Annotated in this window: 17 protein-coding genes; 13 read left to right on the plus strand and 4 right to left on the minus strand. The window is 69.3% G+C overall.

Translation table 11 applies throughout. From position 1 onward, the window contains the following. The first annotated feature begins 27 nt into the window (after window positions 1-27). The 3 genes from AC3WOE_RS18370 to AC3WOE_RS18380 are packed head-to-tail and all read left to right on the plus strand — an operon-like array spanning window position 28 to window position 3,238. A complete protein-coding gene (locus AC3WOE_RS18370; RefSeq protein WP_492692452.1) occupies window positions 28-1,272 on the plus strand; it encodes a D-amino acid dehydrogenase in 1,245 nt (414 codons plus the stop codon). Beyond that, complete coding sequence (locus AC3WOE_RS18375) at window positions 1,269-2,357, plus strand: serine hydrolase (protein WP_492692454.1); 1,089 nt, start codon at window positions 1,269-1,271, stop codon at window positions 2,355-2,357. The genes AC3WOE_RS18370 and AC3WOE_RS18375 overlap by 4 nt, the downstream gene beginning before the upstream one ends. Then, window positions 2,336-3,238 carry a S66 peptidase family protein gene (locus AC3WOE_RS18380; protein WP_492692456.1) on the plus strand — a complete coding sequence of 301 codons (903 nt, stop codon included), beginning with the start codon at window positions 2,336-2,338 and terminating at the stop codon, window positions 3,236-3,238. The genes AC3WOE_RS18375 and AC3WOE_RS18380 overlap by 22 nt, the downstream gene beginning before the upstream one ends. Before the next feature lie 76 nt (window positions 3,239-3,314). On the opposite strand, the gene AC3WOE_RS18385 is transcribed toward AC3WOE_RS18380, so the two are convergent. After that, a complete protein-coding gene (locus AC3WOE_RS18385; RefSeq protein ID WP_492692457.1) occupies window positions 3,315-6,179 on the minus strand; it encodes a TonB-dependent receptor in 2,865 nt (954 codons plus the stop codon). 202 nt (window positions 6,180-6,381) lie between these two features. On the opposite strand from AC3WOE_RS18385, the gene AC3WOE_RS18390 reads away from it, so the two are divergent. Genes AC3WOE_RS18390 through AC3WOE_RS18400 form a run of 3 tightly spaced genes read left to right on the plus strand, consistent with a single transcriptional unit; the run spans window position 6,382 to window position 9,522 of the window. After that, window positions 6,382-7,311 carry an NAD(P)-binding domain-containing protein gene (locus AC3WOE_RS18390; RefSeq protein ID WP_492692459.1) on the plus strand — a complete coding sequence of 310 codons (930 nt, stop codon included), beginning with the start codon at window positions 6,382-6,384 and terminating at the stop codon, window positions 7,309-7,311. Further along, complete coding sequence (gene dacB, locus AC3WOE_RS18395) at window positions 7,311-8,729, plus strand: D-alanyl-D-alanine carboxypeptidase/D-alanyl-D-alanine endopeptidase (RefSeq protein WP_492692461.1); 1,419 nt, start codon at window positions 7,311-7,313, stop codon at window positions 8,727-8,729. Before AC3WOE_RS18390 ends, dacB begins: the two co-directional genes overlap by 1 nt. A gap of 31 nt (window positions 8,730-8,760) precedes the next feature. Continuing rightward, entirely contained in the window at window positions 8,761-9,522 is a 762-nt protein-coding gene (locus AC3WOE_RS18400; RefSeq protein WP_492692462.1) for a substrate-binding periplasmic protein, read from the plus strand. Here AC3WOE_RS18400 and AC3WOE_RS18405 read toward each other — a convergent pair. Next, complete coding sequence (locus tag AC3WOE_RS18405; protein ID WP_492692464.1) at window positions 9,515-10,552, minus strand: S66 peptidase family protein; 1,038 nt, start codon at window positions 10,550-10,552, stop codon at window positions 9,515-9,517. The two genes, AC3WOE_RS18400 and AC3WOE_RS18405, sit on opposite strands and share 8 nt — an antisense overlap. A 49-nt stretch (window positions 10,553-10,601) precedes the next feature. Here AC3WOE_RS18405 and AC3WOE_RS18410 point away from each other — a divergent pair, with 49 nt between their 5' ends. The 7 genes from AC3WOE_RS18410 to AC3WOE_RS18440 all read left to right on the plus strand — a co-directional run bounded on the left by AC3WOE_RS18410 (window position 10,602) and on the right by AC3WOE_RS18440 (window position 20,639). After that, window positions 10,602-11,450 carry a hypothetical protein gene (locus tag AC3WOE_RS18410; protein WP_492692466.1) on the plus strand — a complete coding sequence of 283 codons (849 nt, stop codon included), beginning with the start codon at window positions 10,602-10,604 and terminating at the stop codon, window positions 11,448-11,450. A 136-nt stretch (window positions 11,451-11,586) separates the two neighbouring features. After that, window positions 11,587-13,755, plus strand: a complete 2,169-nt coding sequence (locus AC3WOE_RS18415; protein WP_492692468.1) for a TonB-dependent receptor plug domain-containing protein — start codon at window positions 11,587-11,589, stop codon at window positions 13,753-13,755. 137 nt (window positions 13,756-13,892) lie between these two features. Then, the gene (locus AC3WOE_RS18420) at window positions 13,893-16,742 is read left to right on the plus strand and encodes a peroxidase family protein (RefSeq protein ID WP_492692469.1); all 2,850 of its coding nucleotides are present in this window, start codon (window positions 13,893-13,895) and stop codon (window positions 16,740-16,742) included. Between the two features lie 15 nt (window positions 16,743-16,757). Then, window positions 16,758-16,991 (plus strand): DUF1653 domain-containing protein, encoded by a 234-nt coding sequence (locus AC3WOE_RS18425; RefSeq protein ID WP_492692470.1) that lies wholly within the window; start codon window positions 16,758-16,760, stop codon window positions 16,989-16,991. Window positions 16,992-17,178: 187 nt separating this feature from the next. Further along, window positions 17,179-18,741: a methyl-accepting chemotaxis protein gene (locus AC3WOE_RS18430; RefSeq protein ID WP_492692471.1), complete on the plus strand. Its 1,563-nt coding sequence runs from the start codon at window positions 17,179-17,181 to the stop codon at window positions 18,739-18,741. Window positions 18,742-18,748: 7 nt separating this feature from the next. Beyond that, the gene (locus AC3WOE_RS18435; RefSeq protein ID WP_492692472.1) at window positions 18,749-19,258 is read left to right on the plus strand and encodes a chemotaxis protein CheW; all 510 of its coding nucleotides are present in this window, start codon (window positions 18,749-18,751) and stop codon (window positions 19,256-19,258) included. Window positions 19,259-19,358: 100 nt separating this feature from the next. After that, the gene (locus AC3WOE_RS18440; RefSeq protein ID WP_492692473.1) at window positions 19,359-20,639 is read left to right on the plus strand and encodes a winged helix-turn-helix domain-containing protein; all 1,281 of its coding nucleotides are present in this window, start codon (window positions 19,359-19,361) and stop codon (window positions 20,637-20,639) included. Window positions 20,640-20,647: 8 nt separating this feature from the next. On the opposite strand, the gene AC3WOE_RS18445 is transcribed toward AC3WOE_RS18440, so the two are convergent. Together AC3WOE_RS18445 and AC3WOE_RS18450 are read right to left on the minus strand one after the other, a co-directional pair. Then, window positions 20,648-21,253 carry a pyridoxamine 5'-phosphate oxidase family protein gene (locus tag AC3WOE_RS18445; RefSeq protein WP_492692475.1) on the minus strand — a complete coding sequence of 202 codons (606 nt, stop codon included), beginning with the start codon at window positions 21,251-21,253 and terminating at the stop codon, window positions 20,648-20,650. 2 nt (window positions 21,254-21,255) lie between these two features. Then, on the minus strand, window positions 21,256-21,729 hold the full coding sequence (locus AC3WOE_RS18450) for a nuclear transport factor 2 family protein (protein ID WP_492692476.1): 474 nt from the start codon (window positions 21,727-21,729) through the stop codon (window positions 21,256-21,258). Window positions 21,730-21,821: the final 92 nt, after the last annotated feature.

Here is a 21,821-nt window from a genome sequence, read left to right on the forward strand (position 1 = left end):
CGGCCAAGACAAGGCTCCAAGGGCAGGATGAAGCATTGCGTGGTGATCGGCGGCGGCGTGGTGGGCCTGACCACCGCCTGGGCGCTGCTGGAACGGGGGCACGGCGTGACCCTGATCGAACGCGACGGCGAGGTGGCCCAGGGCGCCAGCCGCGCCAACGGCGGGCAGCTCAGCTATCGCTATGTGTCGCCGCTGGCCGACGCCGGCGTGCCGCTGAAGGCGCTGCGCTGGTTGCTCGACCCCGACGGCCCGCTGCGCTTCAAGCCCGAGGCGAGCTGGGCGCAGTGGTCGTGGTTGATCGCCTTCCTGCGCAACTGCCGCGGGCCGGTGAATCGGCGCACCACCGAGAGGCTGCTGGCCCTGGGTGCCTACAGCCAGGCCTCCTTCGCCCGCCTGCAGGCCGAGGCGCAGCTCGGCGACAACATCGCGCTGCGCACGCCGGGCAAGCTGGTGGTCTACCGCAAGCCGGCGGAGTTCGCCCGCGTGGCGGCTCGCGTGAAGGGCAGCGGCGCCGAGCAGGCCCTGTCGCATGACGACTGCGTGGCGCTGGAGCCGGCCCTCGCCGACACCGAAGCCACGCTGGCCGGCGGCATCTTCACGCCCGGCGAAGCGGTGGCCGACTGCCACGCCTTCTGCGCGGCCTTGTACGAAAGGCTGGGCCAGCACGAGCGCTTCCGCGGCCGCGTCGGTGCACCCGTCGACGGCCTGCAGCGCGACGCCCAGGGCGCCGTGCTGGGCGTGCAGACCCGCATGGGCGGCATCGGCGCGGATGCCGTCGTGCTGGCGGCCGGCCTGCACAGCCGGGCGCTGGCGGCCACGGTGGGCGTCGAGCTGCCGATCTACCCGCTCAAGGGCTACAGCCTGACCGCCCCCATCCAGCCCGGTCACCGCCCGCCCGAGGTCAGCGTGACCGACTTCGAGAAGAAGATCCTCTACGCCCGCATCGGCCAGGAGCTGCGCGTGGCGGCCATGGTTGATCTCGTCGGGGATGACCTCAGCCTGGATGGCGGCCGCCTGGCTTCCCTGCAGCGTTCGGTGCGCGCCACTTTCCCGCATGCCGCCGACTACGACCGCGCCACGCCCTGGGCCGGCCTGCGCCCGGCCACGCCCAGTGGCGCGCCCATCCTCGGCGCCAGCGGCGTGCCCGGGCTGTGGCTCAATGTCGGCCATGGCGCCCTGGGTTTTACGTTCTCCTTCGCGACGGCCAATATCGTGGCCGAGCTGGTCTCGGGTCGCGGCAGTCCGCTGCCGCTGGAAGGCCTGAGTCTGTGAACAACGACGACCTCGCCCAGGCCCTGCTGGCGGCCGTGCGCGCCCAGCATTTCGAGCAGACGGCCGACAGCCTGCGCGGCGGCGAGCCGGTGGATGCATTCCCCAGCATCGACCTCGCCGTGGTCGTCTTCCAGCGAAGTGGTGGAGCGCCGGTCTGTGCCGATGTGCTGTTCTCGCGTGAGCACCGCCAAGGCCTGGTGGCGCAATTCAACGCCGACTTCGGTGCGGTCAACAACATCGCCTTCAAGGCCGACGTGCGCGATGCCACGGGCGACTCCTACGCCTGGCTGCCCGGTGCGGACTGGAGCCGCATCGAATTTCCCGCCTGGTTCGGCAGCGGCCCGCGTTTCGTGGCGCCCTATCCGGCCTCGCTGCTGAAAATGATGGTGGCCGTCGGCATCGGCCGCCTCGTCGACGCCGGCCGCAGCGACTGGGCTCTGCCATTGAGCTTCGCGGGCAAGACCCGACCCACCGCCGACTGGCTGTTCGACATGATCACCGTCAGCAGCAACGAGGCGACCTCGGCCCTGGTCGCCCACCTGCACGAGCGCGGCGCCATTCGTCGGGAATCAGGCCGCGAGGTGCACAACGAGATCCACGACGTCTTCAGGGCGGCGGGCCTGCCTGGGCTGATGATCGCCAACACCCAGGCCGACGGCGGCTGGGGCAACGGCGCCGGCTCGGGCGTCGGCCAGATCCAGATGACGGCCTGGGATGCGCTGCGGCTGATGTGGCGCCTGGATGCCGACGCGCCGGCCGTGCCCCAACTGGTCAGCCCCGCCAGCCGCGACGTCATCCGCCGCGCGCTGGACGCTCAGAAGCTGCATCACAACCTCAGCAGCGAGTCGCTGCGCGCCCTGCCGGGCTGGGTGCAAGGCATCCCCGCGCGCTTCGCCCACAAGACCGGCAATACCCAGAACTACACCAGCGACGCCGGCATCGTGCATGACGGTGAGCTGCACTATCTGATCGCGCTGACCACCAGCCTCGGCATGCGCTACGCGCCGCATCCCGAAGCCTCGACGACCTGGAAGGTGCCGGCCCTGGGCGCGGCGGTGCACGCATGGCTGAAGGCGAATTCCTGATCCCGCCGCTGCGCGCGGGCGCGAGCATCGCCGTCATCGCGCCGGCCGGTCCGCCCAAGCCCGGGCGGCTCGATCCCGTCGCAGGCTGGCTGGGCGAGCGTGGCTACGAGCCGCATCTGCTGCCGAGCTGCTTCGGGTCGCCACCGCTGGACTTCCTCGCCGCGCCCGATGCGGTGCGGCTGGCCGATGTTCACACGGCCTTCGGCGATCCGTGCTTCGACGCCGTGCTGGCGCTGCGCGGGGGGGCAGGCTGCATCCGGCTGATGGATGGCATCGACCTCGGCCTGCTGGCGCACACGCGCAAGCTGCTGATCGGCTACAGCGACCTGACCGTGCTGCATGCGCTGCGCACCCAGGCCGGCATCCCGTCCCTGCATGCGCCCATGCCGGCCAGCGACTGGGGGCTGCCGGGTTCCGAGGCGGATACCGACGCGCTGTTCGCGCGCCTGGCCGGCGGCTGGAAGCGAGGTGATCTCGTCGGCCAAGCCACGCCGCACCCGCTCAGCCATGGAGGCCGCGCACGAGGCCGACTCATCGGCGGCAATCTCGCCATGTTCTGTGCGCTGCTCGGCACGCCCCATCTGCCCGACGTCGACGGTGCCCTGCTCTTCATCGAGGACATCAGCGAGGAACCCTACCGCGTCGACCGCATGTTGAGCCAGCTGCGCCTCTCCGGCGTGCTGGATCGCATCGCCGGTCTGCTGGTGGGCAGCTTCAGCGGTGCCGAGAGCCCCGACGCCGTGCTGGCCGACCATCTGCCTCGCCTGCGCTGCCCGGTGCTGGCCGGCTGGCCCTCGGGCCACGGCCAGCCCAACCGGCCGCTGCCGCTTGGCGTGATGGCCGAGATGGACGTCACGACCTGCACGCTGACCCTAGCCTGAGGTTCAACAAAAAAGCCCCGCCGAAGCGGGGCTGCAAAGCCGGCTTCAGGAGCCGGCAGGGAGTCTCGGAAAGAGATCAGAAGAACTTGTAGCTGGCCGACATCGTCAGCGTGCGGCCGCGCGGGTCGGCCACGCGCGGGTCCCAGCCCGTGCCCACCGCGTTGTCGACGTTGTGCCAGGTGAAGGGCGGCTCGCGGTCGAACAGGTTGATCACGCCGACGCTGAGCGACAGGTCCTTGGTCGGTGTGTAGGTGCCGACCAGGTTGAAGGTCACGTATTTGGAGATCTTGCGGCGCTGGAACTCGGGCGTGGCCGAGGCTGTCGTGTGGTCTTCGTCCCAGTAGCCCGACGAGTAGTTGGCCGACAGTGTCGTGGTCAGCGTCGGCGTCTTGTAGCTGCTCGTCAGCGCGGCCTTCCAGGGCAGGTAGAGGGTGGTGTTGGTCCACTGGCCGACGTACTGGATCATCGGCGTGCCTTCGATGAGCTGCTCCCGGGCGCTGATCATCTTGGTGGCCGACAGCGTCGTCGTCAGCTTGTTGCCCAGCAGCGGCGTCGTCCAGTTGCCGGTGAAGTCCACGCCCTTGGTCATGCTGCCGCCGGCGTTGATCCAGCCGGCCTGGATCAGCACGATGTTGCCGCTGGCGTCGCGGATGAAGTTGTTGGCGAAGATGGAGTAGTTCTGCAGCTCCTGCGTCGGCGTCAGGTTGTGGATGCGGTCGATCATCTTGATCTGCCAGTAGTCCACCGAGGCCGTCATGTCCTTGACCGGCGAGAACACCACGCCCAGCGAGCCCTGGTGCGACTTCTCGGGCTTGAGGTTGGGGTTGCCGCCGGACAGGTAGGCGATGCTGTTGAGCTGGCAGGACGGGTCGTTGTTGCCCGTCGGGTTGGGGCACTTCACGGGGTCGGGGAAGGTGCCCGTCGTCGCCAGCTGCACGGTGCCCAGGTTGAGCTGCTGCGGCGTCGGCGCGCGGAAGCCTGTGTTGTAGGAGCCGCGCATCAGCAGATCCGGCATCGGCGTGAACTTGAAACCGATCTTGGGGTTGGTGGTGCCGCCGACCTGCTGGTAGCGGTCGTGGCGCAGGGCGAGGTTGAACTCCAGGCTCTTCAGCGCCGGGATCAGCAGCTCGCCATAGACCGCGCTGACGTTGCGACTCATGTCGGGCGCGGTGGCGTTGCCGGGGCAGCCCATCACCGAGTTGGCCAGCAGCATATTGGCCGGCGAGAAGGACGAGACGCAGTTGTATTTCTGCGTGCCGGTGTAGCCGTAGAACTCGCGGCGCAGGTCGGTGCCGACGGCGAAGGACAGGTCGCCGGCGGGCAGCTTCATCAGCGGGCCGGTGATGCTGGCGAGGAACTGGTCGACCTGGGTGCGGCCGCCGGCCAGGCGGTCGTGGACCTTGGTGGCCTCGACGGCGGCCATGGCCTCCTTGGTCTGGGTCTGGCCGGGCATCAGGAAGGGGTTGTAGATGCCGCTCGTCAGCAGGGCGACGAGCTTGTTGGTGTCGGCATAGCCATCCACCATCTCCTGGTAGCCCGAGGCCTTGCCGCGGGCCAGCGACATCTTGTAGTCGTAGCGACCCAGCGAGCCTTCGATGCCGACGGTCAGGCGGTCGTTGATCGACTCGTTGCCCAGGGTGCGATAGCCCCAGTCCCACATGCGCAGCCGGTAGGCGATGGGCTTGGTGGGGTCGAACTGGTTGGCGCCATACAGCGCCTTCATGTTGGCGTAGTAGGGGCCGTTGACCGGATAGTCGGCGCCATTGGCATAGGTCACGCCGTTGACGACGGCGCCCAGGCCCAGCGAAGTCGTGCTGAACTGGTAGGGCGTGAACTCGCCGAGGGAGTAGTAGCGCGAGCCGACGAACTCGACGAAGGCCGTCGCGTCGTTGCCGACGTTGAAGTTGGCGCGCACGACGCCGCTGGTCGTCGTGCTGGGCGCCGACAGCATGTACTGGCGGCCGTAGTCGGTGCCGCAGCGGAACGTGCTGTTGGCCTTGGTGTAGCCCAGGCCCGACAGCACCGTCGGGTTGGCCAGCTGGCTGACGCCGAAGGGCGCGGCCGAGCACTGGTTGGTCAGGGCCAGGCCGTTCAGGATGGTGTACTTGGTCGGGTCGGTGGCGCCGACGGTGGTGCCGGCCGTCGGCAGGGCGCTGTTGGCCTGGCCGATGATGTTGGCGAACCAGGGCGAGCTCGTGGTGTCGGGCGCCAGGCCGCGGTCGGGCTGGTAGCCCAGGGCCCAGGGACGGCTCACGCCGCGCAGGATGAGGTTGCTGCCGTGCGTGAGGCTGCCGACGATGTTGAAGTTCTGCGTCGCCAGATTGCCCCAGCCCGCGGTCAGGTTGAGCTTGCGCTGCTGGCCACCGGCGCCGTCGAAGGGCGAGCTGTAGCTGGCGCTGCCGCGCACGCCCTGGAAGTCGCGCTTGAGGATGAAGTTGATGACGCCGCCGATGGCGTCGGTACCGTAGACGGCCGAGGCACCGTCCTTCAGCACCTCGATGCGGTCGATCATGTCCAGCGGGATGGCGTTCAGGTCCACCGAGCCGCCCGAGGTGCCCTGGTTGGACAGGCGCCGGCCGTTCAGCAGCACCAGCGTGCCGGTGGGTCCCAGGCCGCGCAGATTGGCGTAGGCGCCGCCACCGGCAAGGCGGTCGCCTTCCTGGCCGAAGACGCTGTTGCTGGACACCGCATTGTTCGCGTTGGCGGCGTTCACGGACAGCGAGCGCAACACGTCCTCGGCGCTGGTCAGGCCCTTCTGGCGGACTTCCTCGGCGCTGATGACTTCCAGCGGCAGGGCGCCTTCGTCCGACAGGCGCTTGATGCTGGAGCCCGTGATCTCGACGCGCTCGAGCTTGGCGCCTTCGTTCTGCGCCAGCACGGCGCCTGTATGGACGGCGAGGCCGACGACGGCAAGCTGGGCGACCAGACGATTCAACTTCATCTCAAGGGCTCCTCAATGTGATTCGATTGCGGACTATGTTCGCCGTCGCGCGCGGGGCCGCCCAGGGGGCGGCACCCCAGGTGTTGCGCGGTTTTCAATGAATGCTTGTGCGGCGCACATAACCTGCGGGAATGCGTGTACGCCGACAAGCACGCCCGCGGTGCGCGGCAGCCCCTCTACAGTGCCGGTGGAGGTTTTTTCGATGCGATTGATCACCGAGGCCGAAGTCGCGGCCGTGCTCGACCCCGACAGTGCCGTTGCGGCCCTGCGTGCGGCCTTTGCCCAGCATGGCCGCGGTCAGGCCCAGGTGCTGGCCCGGCATCGCGCCACCGCCAGCCATGAAGGTGCGGCCGTGGCCATCAGCGCCATGGGCGCCATCCTCGGGGCCGACGGTGAACTGCCCGCGGTGCTCGGCACCAAGGTCTATTCGGCGCGCAACGGGAAGTACAACTTCCTCGTCAGCCTGTTCTCGGCCGGGACCGGCGCGGCTCTCGCGACGCTGGAGGCTAACGAGTTCACGCGGTTGCGCACGGCGGCGGCCACGGCCGTCGCGGCCGACCTGCTGGCGCTGCCCGGTGCGAGGACGCTGGCCGTGTTCGGTGCCGGCATCCAGGGCCGGGCCCATGCCGAGGCGTTGACGCGCGTGCGCCGCTTCGAGCGTGTGCTGGTCTGCGCTCGCTCGGGCGCCGAGGCTTTCGCCGCCGAACTGCAGTCGTCCCTGGGACTGCCGGTGCGGGCCGTCGATGCGGCCACCGCCGCCAGCGAGGCCGACGTCATCGTGACGGCCACGCGCGCGGCCACGCCGCTGTTCGACGGCGCGCTGGTGAAGCCCGGGGCCTTCGTGGCCGCGGTGGGCTCCAGCACGGCCTCGGCGCGCGAACTGGACGATGCCTTGCTGGCGCGCGCCGCCCTCATCGCCGTGGAGTGGCACACCGCTGCCCAGCAGGAAGCCGGCGACCTCGTCCAGGCCGGGCCCGGAGTCGTCACCGAGCGCGTCGTCGAACTCGGCGAGCTGATCGTCAGCCCGCGGCCGCGCGGCGCCCAGGACATCGTCGTCTACAAGAGCGTCGGCATCGGCCTGGAAGACGTGGCCCTGGCCCGCCTCGTGGCGCATCGGCTCGGAGCCTGTTGATGCGCCTTTGCTTGCTGCTGGCCGCGGCGCTGCTTCTCAGCGGCTGCGCGACGACCCCCGTTCCCGACCCCGTGCAGGCCGCCCTCGACAAGGCCGGTCTGCCCGCCGACAGCCTGGGCTTCGTGCTGCAGCCCCTGGACGGCTCGCGACCGGCCCTGAGCCGGCGCGCCGATGCGGCGATGGCACCGGCTTCGACGATGAAGCTGGTGACGGCCACCGTGGCGCTGGACAAGCTGGGCATCAACCAGCGCGGCCGCACCGAGTTGCTGGCCGCTTCGGCACCCGTCGACGGCGTCATCGAGGGCCCACTGATCCTGCGCGGCGGCGCCGACCCCGACCTCGACTGGCCGGCCCTGTGGTGGCTGCTGCGCCAGCTGCGCGAGAGTGGCGTGCGCGAGATCCGCGGCGGCCTCCTTGTCGACCGCACGCTGTTCAAGCCGACGCGCTTCGACATCGGACTGCCGCCCTTTGATGACGCGCCCGAGTTCGACTACAACGTCATTCCCGACGCCCTGCACCTGAACGGCAGCCTGCTGGACTTCGAGCTGCAGGCCACGGCCGGTGGCGTCACGGCGCGCGCGCTGCCGGCCCTGCCCGGGCTCAGCGTGGACGCCAGCGCCATGACGCTGTCCGACCGCCTGTGCAAGGACTGGGACGAGGACTGGAAACCCGCCGCCGTGCAGCCCGCGGGGGACGGCTGGGCGCTGAAGCTGCAAGGGGCCTTCCCGGCCGGCTGCCACCAGCGCGCGCCGCTGCAGATCGTCGACCGGCAATGGCTGGTCACGCATGCCGTGCGCCAGCTCTGGGCCGAGCTTGGCGGAACCCTGGGCGCGGGCGACGTGGAGGCTGCCGCACCGGCCGACGCCGTCGTGCTGGCGACCCACCGCGGCCGGCCTCTGGCCGAGGTGCTGCGCGGCGTCATGAAGCGCAGCGATAACGCATTGATCCGCCTCATCTATCTGCAGTTGGGCGCCCAGGCGGCCAAGGGCGATGAGCCGACGCTGGTGGCGGCTGAGCGCGTCGTGCGCGGCTGGCTGGCGGAACATGGGGTCGATGCGGCGGCCCTGGTGCTGGACAACGGCTCGGGCCTGTCGCGCAGCGAGCGCGTCAGCCCGGCCCTGCTGGCCGGCGTGCTGCGTGCGGGCCAGCGCGGTGCCCAGGCGCCCGAGCTGCTCGGCACGCTGCCCATCGCAGGCCTGGACGGCACGCTGTCGCGGCGGCTCAAGGACAGCCCGGCCAGTGGCCAGGCGCGGCTCAAGACCGGCACCCTGCGCGACGCTGTCGGCCTGGCGGGCTTCGTGCCGGATGCCGGCGGCAGGCCCTGGGTCTTCGTCGCCCTGCTCAACCATCCCGAGGCCGCACGCAAGGGCCGGCCGGTGCTGGATGCCCTCGTGAACTGGGTGGCGGCGCAGCGTTGATCGCCTATCCTCGGCGCCCATGAGGGTGAGCATGGGCAAGCGATGGGTGGCGGCCGTCCTGGCGGGCATGGCCACGCTGGCCTCGGCGACGGAGTTGCGCTTCGTCGCCGAGCCTTTGCCGCCCTACAGCTACGAGATCGAAGGCCGGCCAGCCGGGCCCCTGGTCGACGTGATGCAGGCCGTCTGCGCGAAGCTGGACTGGCGCTGCAGCGTCGAGGTGCTGCCCTGGCGGCGTGCCCTGCGCATGGGCCAGGCGGGCGAGGTCGAGGGCGTGTTCGCCGTCGTCACGCCGCCGACGACTCGCCCCAAGTTCCATGTCTCGCCGCCCGTCATCGATGCGCGCTATCTGCTGTTTGCACGCAGCGCGAGCACCTTGAACTTTGACGGCGACAACCGTGTCCTGGCCGGCCGCGTGATCGGCGTCTACGGCCCCTCGGGCGCACAGGACGCGGCGACCGCCCTCATCCACGCGGTGCCGGGCGCCCGGACCGAGATCGAGACCGACAACCGCGCGGTGCTGCGCAAGCTCGCCGCCGGCCGCTATGGCGAGGACGGCCTGGCCCTGGCCAACGAGGCGGTCGCCCAGCAGTTGATGCGCGAGGACGGCATGAGCGGCCTGCGACCGGCGGGCCAGGTCAAGACCTTCGGCTATGCCTTCGGCCTGAACAAGGAGCGCGTCGATGCCGCGACGGCGGCCGTCTTCGCCAAGGCGCTGCTGGAGCTGTGCCGCAGCGGGCGCACGGCCGAGTTGCTCAAGCCCTATGGCCTGAGCGCGTCGGCCTGCGTCAAATGACGGCCGGTTGCAGCAGCCGGATCGTTCCTGCCTCTGCGTCCATCTCCGCCATTGCGCCCACCGGCAGCGTCAGCTTGCGCTTGATGTGGCCGATGGCCGCGCCGCGGTAGACGGGGATGTTGAGCGGCAGCAGGTAGTCGTCGAAGACCTCGTCCAGCGTCAGGCTGCCATAGCCTTCGCCCGGCTCGCACTTGGTGAAGCGGCCGAGCACGACGCCGCTGAGCGACGACAGCGCGCCGGCCAGGCGCAGCGTCGACAGGCAGCGGTCGATGCGGTAGATGTATTCGTTGATGTCTTCGAGGAAGAGCAGGGCGCCGCGGCAATCGGGGAAATAGGCCGAACCGGCCATGGAGGCCAGAACGGTCAGGTTGCCGCCCACCAGCCGGCCCTGGGCCTTGCCGGCGCGCAAGGTGGTGATGCGTTCCTCGCGGGCGATGAGGTCGTCCACGGGCTTGACCACCGGGTTGCGCAGCATGGCGGCGTCGGCGTTCATGACGACGGATCGGAAGCTCTGCACCGAGTAGTCGTTCCACTCCGACACGGCCACGGGGCTGTGGAAGGTGACGAGGCCGGTCTGGCGGTGGATGGCATTGACCAGGCAGGTCAGGTCGCTGAAGCCGCCGAAGAATTTCGGTTTGCGGCGCATCAGCTCGTAGTCCAGCTTGTCGACGATGCGGTTGCAGCCCGAGCCGCCGGTCACGGCCAGGATGCCGGCCACCGAGTCCTCGGCAAACATCGCGTTGATGTCGGCGGCGCGCTGGGCGTCGCTGCCCGCGAAGGGCCCGCGGCGCGCGGCGACGAATTCGCCCAGCTTGACCTTGAAGCCCAGGGCCTGGACCACCTCGACAGCCATCTTCAGCGGTTCGCGCTCGAAGGTGGCATTGGCCGGGCTGACGAGGCCGAGGGTGTCGCCCGGGCGCAGCCGCGGCGCCCGCAGCCCTCCATCGGCGGCCTGGCTGGGCCGGGCGGCGGCCAGCAAACCGGCCGCGGCGGCGCTGAAGTGCAGTAGTTGACGGCGTGACGGGTTCATATCGTTTGCAAACAGTCAGAAATGAGGGGGCAACCGCATACTCGGTTGCGTGGACTCGTCGACCTCGCGCGGCATTGTGTCCGTCGTCGCGACGGTCGTGCGGCGTCATGTGCTGACTATTGCTGCGGCCCTCATAACCAGCGCGGTGCTGGCGGAACCCTGTCCCGGGCGCTTGCGTATTGCCTTCCCCGAAGGGCCGGCCGAGCCCTTCATGCGCGGCCAGGGCGAGGATTTCCTGCGGCCACCCGGGCTGCTGGTGGATTGGATGCGCAACGCGCTGCGCGAGCAGGGCTGCCTGGAGAAGGCCGAGATGCTGCGCCTGCCGGTGCGCCGCCTGCGCGCCATGATCGAAGCCAGCCAGATCGACATCGTGGCCGGCGTGGGCGAGGGCGGACCCATCGCGGCCCTGCTGGCCCTGCCGCCCCACGAAGGGCGGCGCGGCGAGTTCGACTACAGCCTGGGCGCGGTCGAGTACGTGCTGTATGCGCGCCGCGGCAGTGGCATCGCTTGGGATGGGCAGGCCCTCTCAGGCCTGTCGGCGGATGCGCGTGTCGGCGTCACGGCCAGCACGCGCACCGAGATGCTGGCGCGGGAGCGCGGCTGGCTGGCCGACCCGGCGCCCAGTCATGAGAGTGCCCTGCTCAAGATCGCGGCCGGCCGCACGCCGGTGCTGCTGATGCACAGCTATTTCGTCGACGACAGGTTGCGCCGCGATCCGCAGCTGGCCCAACAGATCGAGCGGCTCTCGCCCGCGGTGGAGCGGCGTCACCTCTTCGTGGGCGTGGCGCCGGCGCTGGCGCAGAACAGCAAGGACTTCACGATGCGGCTCTGGCGGGCCTTGTGCAAGGAGTCGGCGGCGTCCAAGGCGGACGGGGCCTGTCGCTTGCCGCCGAGCTAGTGTGAATAGGCACGAAGCCGGGAGGCTTGGGTGATTCCTAAGATCGCGGCCGATGCCAAAACCTGCGCGCCACGCCTGTGGAATCCGTCGGACCCTTGTACTTTGCTGCAACGTGCTGGCAGCCCACGCGCCAGTCATGGCTGCCACATCGACCTGCTCGCCCGATGGACCCGCCGAGAAGCAGGCGCCGAACACGCTACCCGGCGTATCCGTTGAAGGCGCGAGAAACGAGAACGCCGCGCGCCGAACCTCGGGTGCCGGGCGCATCGTCATCGATCGGCGCGACATCGACGCCAGCGGCAGCAGCACCGTCGAGCAGATGCTTCGCAACGAGCCGGCGATCACCATTGCCGCCGATGGCCGTCTCGGATTGATGGGCTTGCCGGGCTACACCCAGATCTTGCTGGATGGTGCACCACCCCCCAATGGCAAAGCTGTCCTCGACCTGGATCTGTCGCAGGTGGAGCGCATCGAGATCATCAAGTCCGCCACGGCCGAAACCGGGGCCTTCGGCATCGCCGGCACGATCAATATCGTGTCCCGCCGTATCGACCCGCGCGCTGAGCAACAGCTTCGGCTGAATCTGGGTGGGGGAGCACTGGATTCCAGTGCGCGCGGCGCCTGGACGCTGAACCGTCCTGCCGGTGCGGATGGATTTGGCTACCGGGCCACGGTGTCGGCGAGTCGACGCCAACAGCGCGAAACCAAGCAGGAGACCGTCGCTGCCGGCGCGGATCCGGCGAGCCTGCGGCCTCTCTGGGGCGGAGGCGGCGCCTCCGATACCGTGAAAGAGCATCTCAATGCGTCGTCGACGCTGCGCTGGGTGCTGCCGGAACGCAACAGGCTCGAGGTCAGTCCCTCCGCCCTCTGGCTGCGCAACAGCAGTGCCGCGGCGACGCACTACGCCGGCTCTGCCGGCGCAGCGCCGCCGGTCGATGCTTTGCTGGAGGGCGGGCGCAGTCTGCTGGGCTCCTATTCCGGCGAGCTGCTGTGGGCGCATGAGACCGAGCTGGGGCCGAAGCTTGAATTGCGTTGGGCGCCCACGCTCATGCACGAGCAGGCGCAAGCCGCCCAGGATGTGATGACGGGCTCGATGCTGTCCCGCTACGCCGAACGGTACGCGCGCACCACGCATCTGCAGCACCTCAGGCTGCACGCGGATGGCGAACTCCGGCGCGGCCATGACCTCAAGGCCGGAGCTGAAGTCAGCTCCTGGGACGGCCAGAGCGAACTGCGTGCCGAGGTGAATGACCTGCCCGACCTGAGCCTGCTGGCCTTCGGCACCACACAGGGTGAACACAGCCGGCGTTACAGCGGCTTTGTGGAATACGACGGCCAGATCTCCAAGGCGTTCGCGATGAATGCCGGGCTTCGCCACGAGCACCAGAAGGTCAGGGTGAACGATGGATTCATCCAGTCACGGGGCGGCTACTCGCTGTTCGCACCCTCCCTGCATGCCACCTACAAAGTCGACGAGGCCGGTAAGAGTCAGGTCCTTGCCAGCGTTGCGCGTACCTTCAATGCACCCTTCTACGATCAGCTTCGACAGCGCCCCTCCCAGGTCAACGCGCTGGCCAGTTGCCCGCCGGCGCAGCTCTGCGGCCCCAACAGCGCCGAACGGGCCGATGCAACCGGCAATCCGGACCTCCGTCCCGAGCGCTCCCTGGGCTTCAACCTGTCCCTTGAGCAGCAGTGGGGCAGCGACAGCCGCATCAGGGTGGAAGCATTCAGCCGTTCGATCCGGGACGTTTTCGTGACCGAGACGCAGCTGCAAACTGTCCCCTGGGCTTCGACCGCCCGCTATGTGAGCCGCCCTGAAAACCGCGGAAGGGCGGAGGTGCGCGGGCTTGGGCTGGAGTCCAGCCTGCGCCTGGACGAGTTGGAGCCCGGCTGGCCGAGATTCAAGTTGCGCACCGGTCTGCAATGGGCGCGATCCCGTCTGGCCGAAGTGCCCGGCCCGGACAACCGCTTCGCGGGCCAAAACCCCTGGAGCGCCAAGCTGGGTCTGGATTACGTGCCCGCGGGGGCGAGTTGGGATTGCAGCCTGAACGCCAACGCCTCACCAGCCGGTTGGGTGCGCAGCGCATTGAACCAGCGCTACTTCGAGAGTCGGCGCCACGACCTCAGTGCCGAATCGAGCTGGACCCCGAACGCGCGCTTCAAGTGGCGGCTGGCACTTCGCAACCTGATGCCTCGTGACCGAACCCGCGTCGACGAGTTTGAACAGGGCGCCGGATTCACCACCCGCGCTGCCGAGACGCGCAGTGCGATGAGCGCCCAGCTCAACGCCGAGTTCAAGCTCTGAGCCCCATCGGGCGGCTGTCGTACGGGAGCATCGGCACCGTCCTCAAGGTGAATCTTTTCGTTCTTCTCAGGATTGACGCTGCAGCGGCGGCCTCGCTATGTTGCGCGATCTCGCGAAGAACAACAGAGGAGCACCTCATGAAGCACTCCCTCATCGGCCTGCTGCTGGCCCCCTTGATCCTGCTGACCGGCTGCGCCGGCACCTCGCCCGTGGCCAGCGTGGAGGACACCAAGAACTGCACAGCCATGCTGGCAGGCGGCTTCCGCAAGGTGGCCGACGAGCGCGGCGAGCGCTTCAACGGCAAGGTCGGCGAAGAGGTCGCCCGCTGCCGCGGCAGCGACAAGGCCGCGGCGTTCCGCAACACGCCTTATGTCGACTGGTCCAACTACTGGGCCACCGGCGACAAGTCCACGCTGATGCCTGGCACGACCGGCGTCGATAGTCATTTCAGCGCCAACGGCCGTGGCGTCGACGGCGCCCTGCTGGACCTCGAGTACCAGCGCATGGAGCTGATCAAGTTCAACCTGTTCGACAACTCCGGCAGCTTCTCCGACTACGCGCTGGGTCGCGACGGTGTGGCGGGGGCCGCCATCAAGACCTGGCCCTCGATGCGGCTGGGCAAGGATTCGCCTTTCTACGCGGCGGTGGGCGGCGACGGTGCCCAGCTCTGCCAGGGCGAGCTGATCCGCTGGCGCCAGCTCAGCGGCATCTGCAACGATATCCGCAACCCCAGGATGGGCTCGGCCGGCACGCCGTTCGCGCGCAATGTGCAGTTCGAGGCCACCTATCCCGACATCAGCGACGACCAGCTCGCCCGCAACCGCCATGGCGACCGACTGACCCTGCTGCAGCCCGACCCGCAACTGATCAGCCGCAAGCTCTTCACCCGCGCCCAGAGCGACCCGTCCAAGTGTCGCGACGGCCAGGGCCTGCCGGGCAACTCGGTGGACGCCAACTGCGACTACCAGAAGGCGCCCTTCTTCAACGTGCTGGCGGCCTTCTGGATCCAGTTCATGACGCACGACTGGTTCTCCCACATGGAGGAGGGGCGCAACCAGCCGCAGTGGATGGCCGTCGGTTGCAGCGGTGACGCCGCCAAGCTGGGCTGCCGGCCCGACGACCGCATCGACCGCGCCTTCGTGGCCGAAGCCGGTGCGCCGCCGCGCTACACGGCCGCCGACGGCACGAAGCCGCTGGCGCGCGCCTTCCGCACCCATGCCAACAACAACACCGCGTGGTGGGACGCCTCGCAGATCTATGGCTACAACGAGGTCTCGCGCCAGCGCGTCAAGCGCGATCCGGCCGACCCGGCCCGGCTGCTGATGCTGCCCGGCGCGCGTGGCGGCGCCGGCGAGGCCCTGGGCCAGCTGCCCGTCTTCGCGGCCGGCGATCCCATCCTGCCGCAATGGGCGGGCCAGGGCGCCGCGGCCTTCCCGGACAACTGGAGCATCGGCGTCGGCTTCTACCAGACCGTGTTCTCGCGCGAGCACAACGCCTTCGTCGCCGAGTTCCGCCGCCGTGCCGCGGCCACGCCCGATGCCGATTCGGGCCTGCGCGACCCGGCCAAGCCCACCGCCGTCATCCGCTACCGCGACGTGACGCCCGACGTGCTGTTCGAGGTGGGGCGCCTCGTCGTTGCCGCCGAGATCGCCAAGATCCACACCATCGAGTGGACGACGCAGCTGCTCTACGACGAGCCCCTCTACCTCGGCATGAACGCCAACTGGGGCGGGCTGTTCGAAGGCCATCCCCTCGTCGAGAACGCCCTCGAGGCCATCGTCGTGCAGAACTACGGCAAGAGCACCGATGCCAAGAAGGCCGGCCAGTGGTACTCGGCCCTGGCCTCAGGCCCGGGCATCTTCGGCCTGGGTGCGCGGGTCTACAAGGACGACAGCTTCTTCGCCCGCCACGACGCCAAGAAGGACGACGTCTGGAACCTCGCCAATCCCGACCATGTGAACGGTGGCGTCAACCACTTCGGCTCGCCCTTCAACTTCCCGGAGGAGTTCGTCAGCGTCTACCGCCTGCACGCCCTGGTGCCCGATCTCATCGAGCTGCGCCACTGGGACAACGATCCGAATCGGATCGCCGCCAAGGTGCCCGTCATCGAGACCTTCCGCGCCAAGGCCACGCCAGCCCTGAACAACGAAGGCGCGGCCGACTGGGCCCTGTCCATGGGCCGCCAGCGCCTGGGCCTGCTGACCCTGGGCAACACGCCGGCCTTCCTGCAGAACCTGGCCATCCCGCGGCTGCAGTCCAGCACCGGCAAGATCGACGTCGCGGCCCTGGACATCATCCGCGACCGCGAGCACGGCGTGCCGCGCTTCAACGAGTTCCGCCGCCAGTACGGCCTGCGCCAGCTGACCAGCTATGACGACTTCATCGATGCCCGCCTGCCGGCCAACTCCCCCGAGCGCGCCCGTCAGCAGCAGGTCATTGCCGACCTGCGCAGCGTCTACGGCCAGCACAAATGCGATGCCGGCAAGGTCATCACGGCCGCCCAGAAGAACCCCGATGGCAGCCCCATCAACGACTGCCTGGGCAAGCCCGACGGCAGCGTCGTGGACAACATCGAGGACGTGGACACCGTGGTGGGCTGGCTGTCCGAGTTCACGCGGCCGCATGGCTATGCGATCTCGGAGACGCAGTTCCAGGTCTTCATCCTGAACGCCTCGCGCCGCCTCTTCAGCGACCGCTTCTTCACCAGCAGCTTCCGCCCCGAGTTCTACGGCCAGCTGGGCATCGAGTGGCTGATGAACAACGGCCCCACCGGCAAGCAGTTCGAGGCGAAAGAAAGCAACGGCCATCGCGTCGAGGTCTCGCCCTTCAAGCGCGTGCTGCTGCGCACGGTGCCGGAACTGGCGCCCGAGCTCAGCCATGTCGTCAACGCCTTCGACCCCTGGGCGCGTGACCGCGGCGAGTACTACGGCCTGGGCTGGCAGCCGAGGCAGGGCGCCGAAGCCGATCCCGCGTTCAAGCAGCCCTGAGGTGAAATCGGGGGCATGAGTCCAGACCTGCCTCCGCTCCCCCATCTGGCCCCCGGCCGCTACCGCCACTACAAGGGCGGCGAGTACGAAGTCCTCGCCGTCGCCCGCCACAGCGAGACGCTGGAGATCGTCGTGGTCTACCGGCCGCTCTACAACGACAGCGGCTGGTGGGTGCGGCCCTTCGACATGTTCACCGGTGCGCTGGAAGTGGACGGCGCCTTGAGGCCGCGCTTCGAGCGCGTCGCCTGACGCCGACGCGACAGGGACTTCGGCGGGCTCGCCGGCACAAAGTCACGAGCCGCTGCATTGACATCGAAGTTCATCGGCTTTTCATCAGGATTCCGAGGCATCAGGGTTTCTACGATGCTGGCGTTGCTTCCACCCCCCTGAATGCGGGGTTGGGCGGGAGGCCAGACCAACATCGGAGACCTGATTCATGAAATGGTTCTATGACCTGAAGATCGCCACCAAGCTCGTGGTGTCGTTCATTGCCGTGCTGCTGCTGACCGCCGGCCTCGGCGTGTTCGCCATCGTGGAGCTGGCGCGCGTGAATCAGACCGCCACCGACCTGGCGACGAACTGGATGCCGGCCATCAAGTCGGCCGGCGACATCCGCTATGGGCTGGCCCGCCTGCGCTCCTTCTCGCAGCAGCATGTATTGGCCGATACGGCCGAACTCAAGAAGGGCTACGAAGACACGATGGCCGGCCTGATCACCAGGCTGGACAAGGATCGCAAGGCCTACGAGGCGGTGCTGTCCGAGGCCGAGGAGAAAAAGGCGTATGCCGAGTTCTCCGCGCTGCTCGCCACCTACCTGGACGTGCACCAGCAGATCGTGGCCCTGTCCCGCGAGCACAAGAACGACGAAGCCATGGCGTTGATGCGTAGCACCGGAAAGGACAGCTTCCGGGCGATGGAGGCTCGCATCAACGAGATCATCCAGGTCAACGAGACTGGCGCCGACGAGGCCAACCGCCTGGGCGACACGCTGTATGCCAATGCGCGCAGCTGGGTGATCGGCGTCATCGTGGCCTGCGTGGCGTTGGGCCTGGCCCTGGCCCTGGGCGTGGCCCGCCTGATCTCGGGTTCGCTGCGAGCCGCCGTGGCCGTGGCGCGCAGCGTCGCCGCCGGCGACCTGACGCATCGCATCACCGTGCGCAGCAGCGACGAGACCGGCCAGCTCATGCAGGCGCTGCAGGACATGAACGGCAGCCTGACCCGCCTCATCGACCGTGTGCGCAACAGTTCCGACTCCATCGCCACCGGCTCGTCGCAGATCTCCACCGGCAACGCCGACCTGTCGCAGCGCACCGAGGAGCAGGCATCCAACCTGCAGCAGACGGCCGCGTCGATGGAGCAGCTGACCGTCACCGTGCAGCAGAACGCCGACACGGCCCGCCAGGCCACGCAGCTGTCGGTCACCGCGTCGGCCGTCGCGTCGCGAGGCGGGGAGGTGGTGGGCCAGGTCGTCGAGATGATGGGCCGAATTTCGGCCAGCTCGAAGAAGATCGCCGACATCATCGGCACCATCGACGGCATCGCCTTCCAGACCAACATCCTGGCGCTGAACGCCGCGGTGGAAGCGGCGCGCGCCGGCGAGCAGGGCCGCGGCTTCGCGGTCGTCGCCTCCGAGGTGCGTGCGCTGGCCAGCCGCTCGGCCGACGCGGCCAAGGAGATCAAGGTGCTGATCAGCCAGAGCGTCGAGACCGTCGAGCAGGGCAGCAGCCTCGTCGACAGCGCCGGCCGCACGATGGCCGAGATCCAGGCGCAGGTGCGTCGCGTCTCCGACCTGATGGGCGAGATCGGCGCGGCCAGCCACGAACAGTCGCAGGGCATCGGCCAGGTCGGCGACGCCGTCCAGCAGCTGGACCAGGTCACGCAGCAGAACGCCGCCCTCGTCGAGGAAAGCGCCGCTGCGGCCGAAAGCCTGAACCAGCAGGCGCAGCTGCTGACCGAAGCGGTGTCGGTGTTCCGCATCGACCACGCCCTCGCCACCTGAGGTTGCCATGGATGAACTGACTCTGGCGCTCGCGCCCGCACCGGCTTCTGCCATGGCCGAGCCGGCCGAATACCTGAGCTTCCGCCTCGGCGACGAGGAGTACGGCATCAGCATCCTGCAGGTGCAGGAGATCCGCTCCTACGAGCCGCCGACGGCCATCGCCAACGCGCCGGCCGCGCTGCGCGGCGTCATCGACCTGCGCGGCGTCATCACGCCCATCGTGGACCTGCGGCTCGCGTTCGGCCAGGCGGCGCCCTGCACGACGCAGACCGGCGTCATCGTGCTGAACCTGGGGCGACGCGTGGTGGGCGTCGTCGTGGACTCCGTCTCCGACGTGCTGGAGCTGGGCCCCGAACACGTCCGCCCCGCGCCGCAGCTGCACGCGCCGGGCTTCGACACCAGTTTCGTGAGCGGCATCGCGACGGTGCAGCAGCGCATGCTGATCCTGATGGACATCGCACGCCTGCTCGACAACCCGGCACTCGGGCTGGCGGGCGCGCCGTCTCCCGGGGTTTGACGGCCGGGAAAGTCCTGCCGCGCGTCGCTCGGGTGGGTCACTAGAGTCGGGGCAGGCCCCCGCCGTTGAGGGGTCACCGAGACTCTGGAAGTAGACGCGCATGGCCCTGGACCTGACTTCGGACGGCCTGCCCACCTGGCAGGACTCGCTGCTGTTCCTGCCGCCCAAGGAAAGCGCCGTGCTGGCGCTGATGATCCGCGCGCAGCCGCAGGCCGTCAGCAAGGCCGATATCGTCGAACACGCCTGGGGCGGGTCGGCGGTGTCCGACGACAGCCTCACGCGCTGCATCAGCCAGCTGCGCCGCGCACTGCCCGATGTGAAGATCGAGGCCGTCTACGGCTTCGGCTACCGGCTGGTGCAGCCCGAGCCGGCCGTTCACAACCGCATGCTGGCTGTCGTGAAGGCGCCGCCCGACGTCGTCGAGGCCTACCTGCACGCCTGGGAGCTGGCCCAGCAGGGCACGCCGCGCGCGATGGGCCGGGCGCTGACCGTGCTGCGCGCCATCGTCGCCGAATACCCCGACTACGCGCCCGCTCGCGTGTCGCTGGCCGTCACCATCGGTGCGGCGGCGGGCTGGGGCATGGCCGCCGAGTTGGGCGTAACCGTGGCCGATGGCCAGGCCGAGCTGGACGCTGCCGAACTGCACGACCCCCGCGCCGCCGGCGTGCGCGTCGCCCGTGCCTGGCTGGCCGACATGGACTGGCGCTTCGATGACGCCGAGGCGCTGTTCCGCGCCGCCTACCGCGAGCAGCCCGACGATGCCGAGCTGCTGCCGCTGTTCGGCTGGCACCTGCTGGCCACCGGCCGCAGCGGCGAGGCCGTGGAGGTGCTCAGGCGCGCCGTGGCGCAGCGGCCGTTCGCCGTCTATCCGCGCGTGATGCTGGCGCGCGCGCTGGGCTACGACGGCCAGGCCGATGCCGCGCTGCGCGAGGCCGAGCGCGCCGAGCTGGACCACCCCGACAGCGCCATCGCCATCAGCCAGCACCTGCTTTGGCGTGCCAGCCTTCACCCCGGCCCCGAGCTGATCGCGCCGGCGCTGCAGTTGCTGGCGCGCGTCGACGCGCCGTCCTACGTGCGCGCCACGCAACCCTATGTGCTGGCGCGCTGCGGCGAGACGGCCAAGGCGCTGGCGCTCATCGACGCGGCGCTGGCCGGCGCGCAGTGCAACGCGGCCAGCAACGTGATGTTCGCGCCCGCGCTGGCCGTGCTGGGCCATGTGGAGCGCGCCGCGCGCCTCATCGACGCCGCCTTCAGCGCGCGCTGTGGACTGCTGCCACTGGTGCTCAATGCGCCACTGAAGCTGCTCGCCGCCAACCCGGCCGTTCAGCAGCTGCAGAGTCATTTCAAGTGGCGCAAGGTGGCGGAGCCGGTGCCCGGCTGACCCGCAGATCAGCCGGCCGCCGTCAGCGCCGCCACACGCCGCTCCAGCGCCGCAATGCGCTCGTCCCTCTCCTTGATTGCCGCCAGCACATCCGCCGCTTCGAAGCGCTGCGGGATGTGCTTGGGGCAGTTCACGTCCCAGGCCTGCACGTCGAACAGCACCACCTGCTCGGGTCGAGCCGGGTAGCCGGCCGGCATCAGCCGCGCCATCAGCGCGGCATCGCCCTCGACGACGCGGGCGCGGCCCCAGATCTTGATGCGTCGGCGCTCGGCGTAGTCCATCAGGAAGAGGAAGGCGCGCGGGTTCTCGGCCAGGTTGCCCTGGGTGATGTACTGGCGGTTGCCGGCGAAGTCGGCGAAGGCCAGGGTGTGCTCGTCCAGCACGCGAAGAAATCCCGGCGGGCCGCCGCGGTGCTGCACATAGGGCTGGCCCTCGGCATTGGCCGTGGCCAGCATGACGCTGATCTGCGCCTCGATCTCGGCCTTGAGGTCCGGCGTGATGCGGCTCTCCCAGCCACCGCCCTGTTCCATGCGGGCGTAGGCGTGGCGCGAGCCCTTGCGGGTCTGCAAGGCCTTGACGCTTGGTGTGAAGGCGATGTCGCTGGCCGGGCGCATGGCTAGAGCCCCAACGCGGTCAGGGAGGGGTGGTCGTCCGGGCGGCGGCCCAAGTCGTCGCGGGACCAGTGGAACAGCCGCTGCTGCGCCGTGATGGCCACGTCGTTGATGCTGGCGTGCCGCGTGTGCATCAGGCCCTGGTCATCGAAGGCCCAGTTCTCGTTGCCGTGGCTGCGCCACCACTGGCCGTCGGCATCGTGCCACTCGTAGACGAAGCGCACCGCGATACGGTCTTCGCCATGGGCCCAGATCTCCTTGATGAGACGGTAGTCCAGCTCGCGGGCCCACTTGGCGGTCAGGAAGGCCTCGATCTGTGCCCGGCCGTTGACGAACTGCGAGCGGTTGCGCCAGCGGCTGTCCGGCGTGTAGGCCAGGGCGACGCGAGCCGGGTCGCGGCTGTTCCAGGCGTCTTCGGCCATGCGCACCTTCTGCACGGCGGTGGTCAGCGAGAACGGGGGGAAGGGTGGGCGGGACATGGCGGCTCCAGGAGATGCACAAGGGCGCGGGCCGCGGGCAGGGCCGCGGCTGTCTCTTCTCCCCACCCGACCCTGCCGACCAAAGGAAGGAA

Source organism: Roseateles sp. FW305-36 (genome assembly GCF_058787015.1).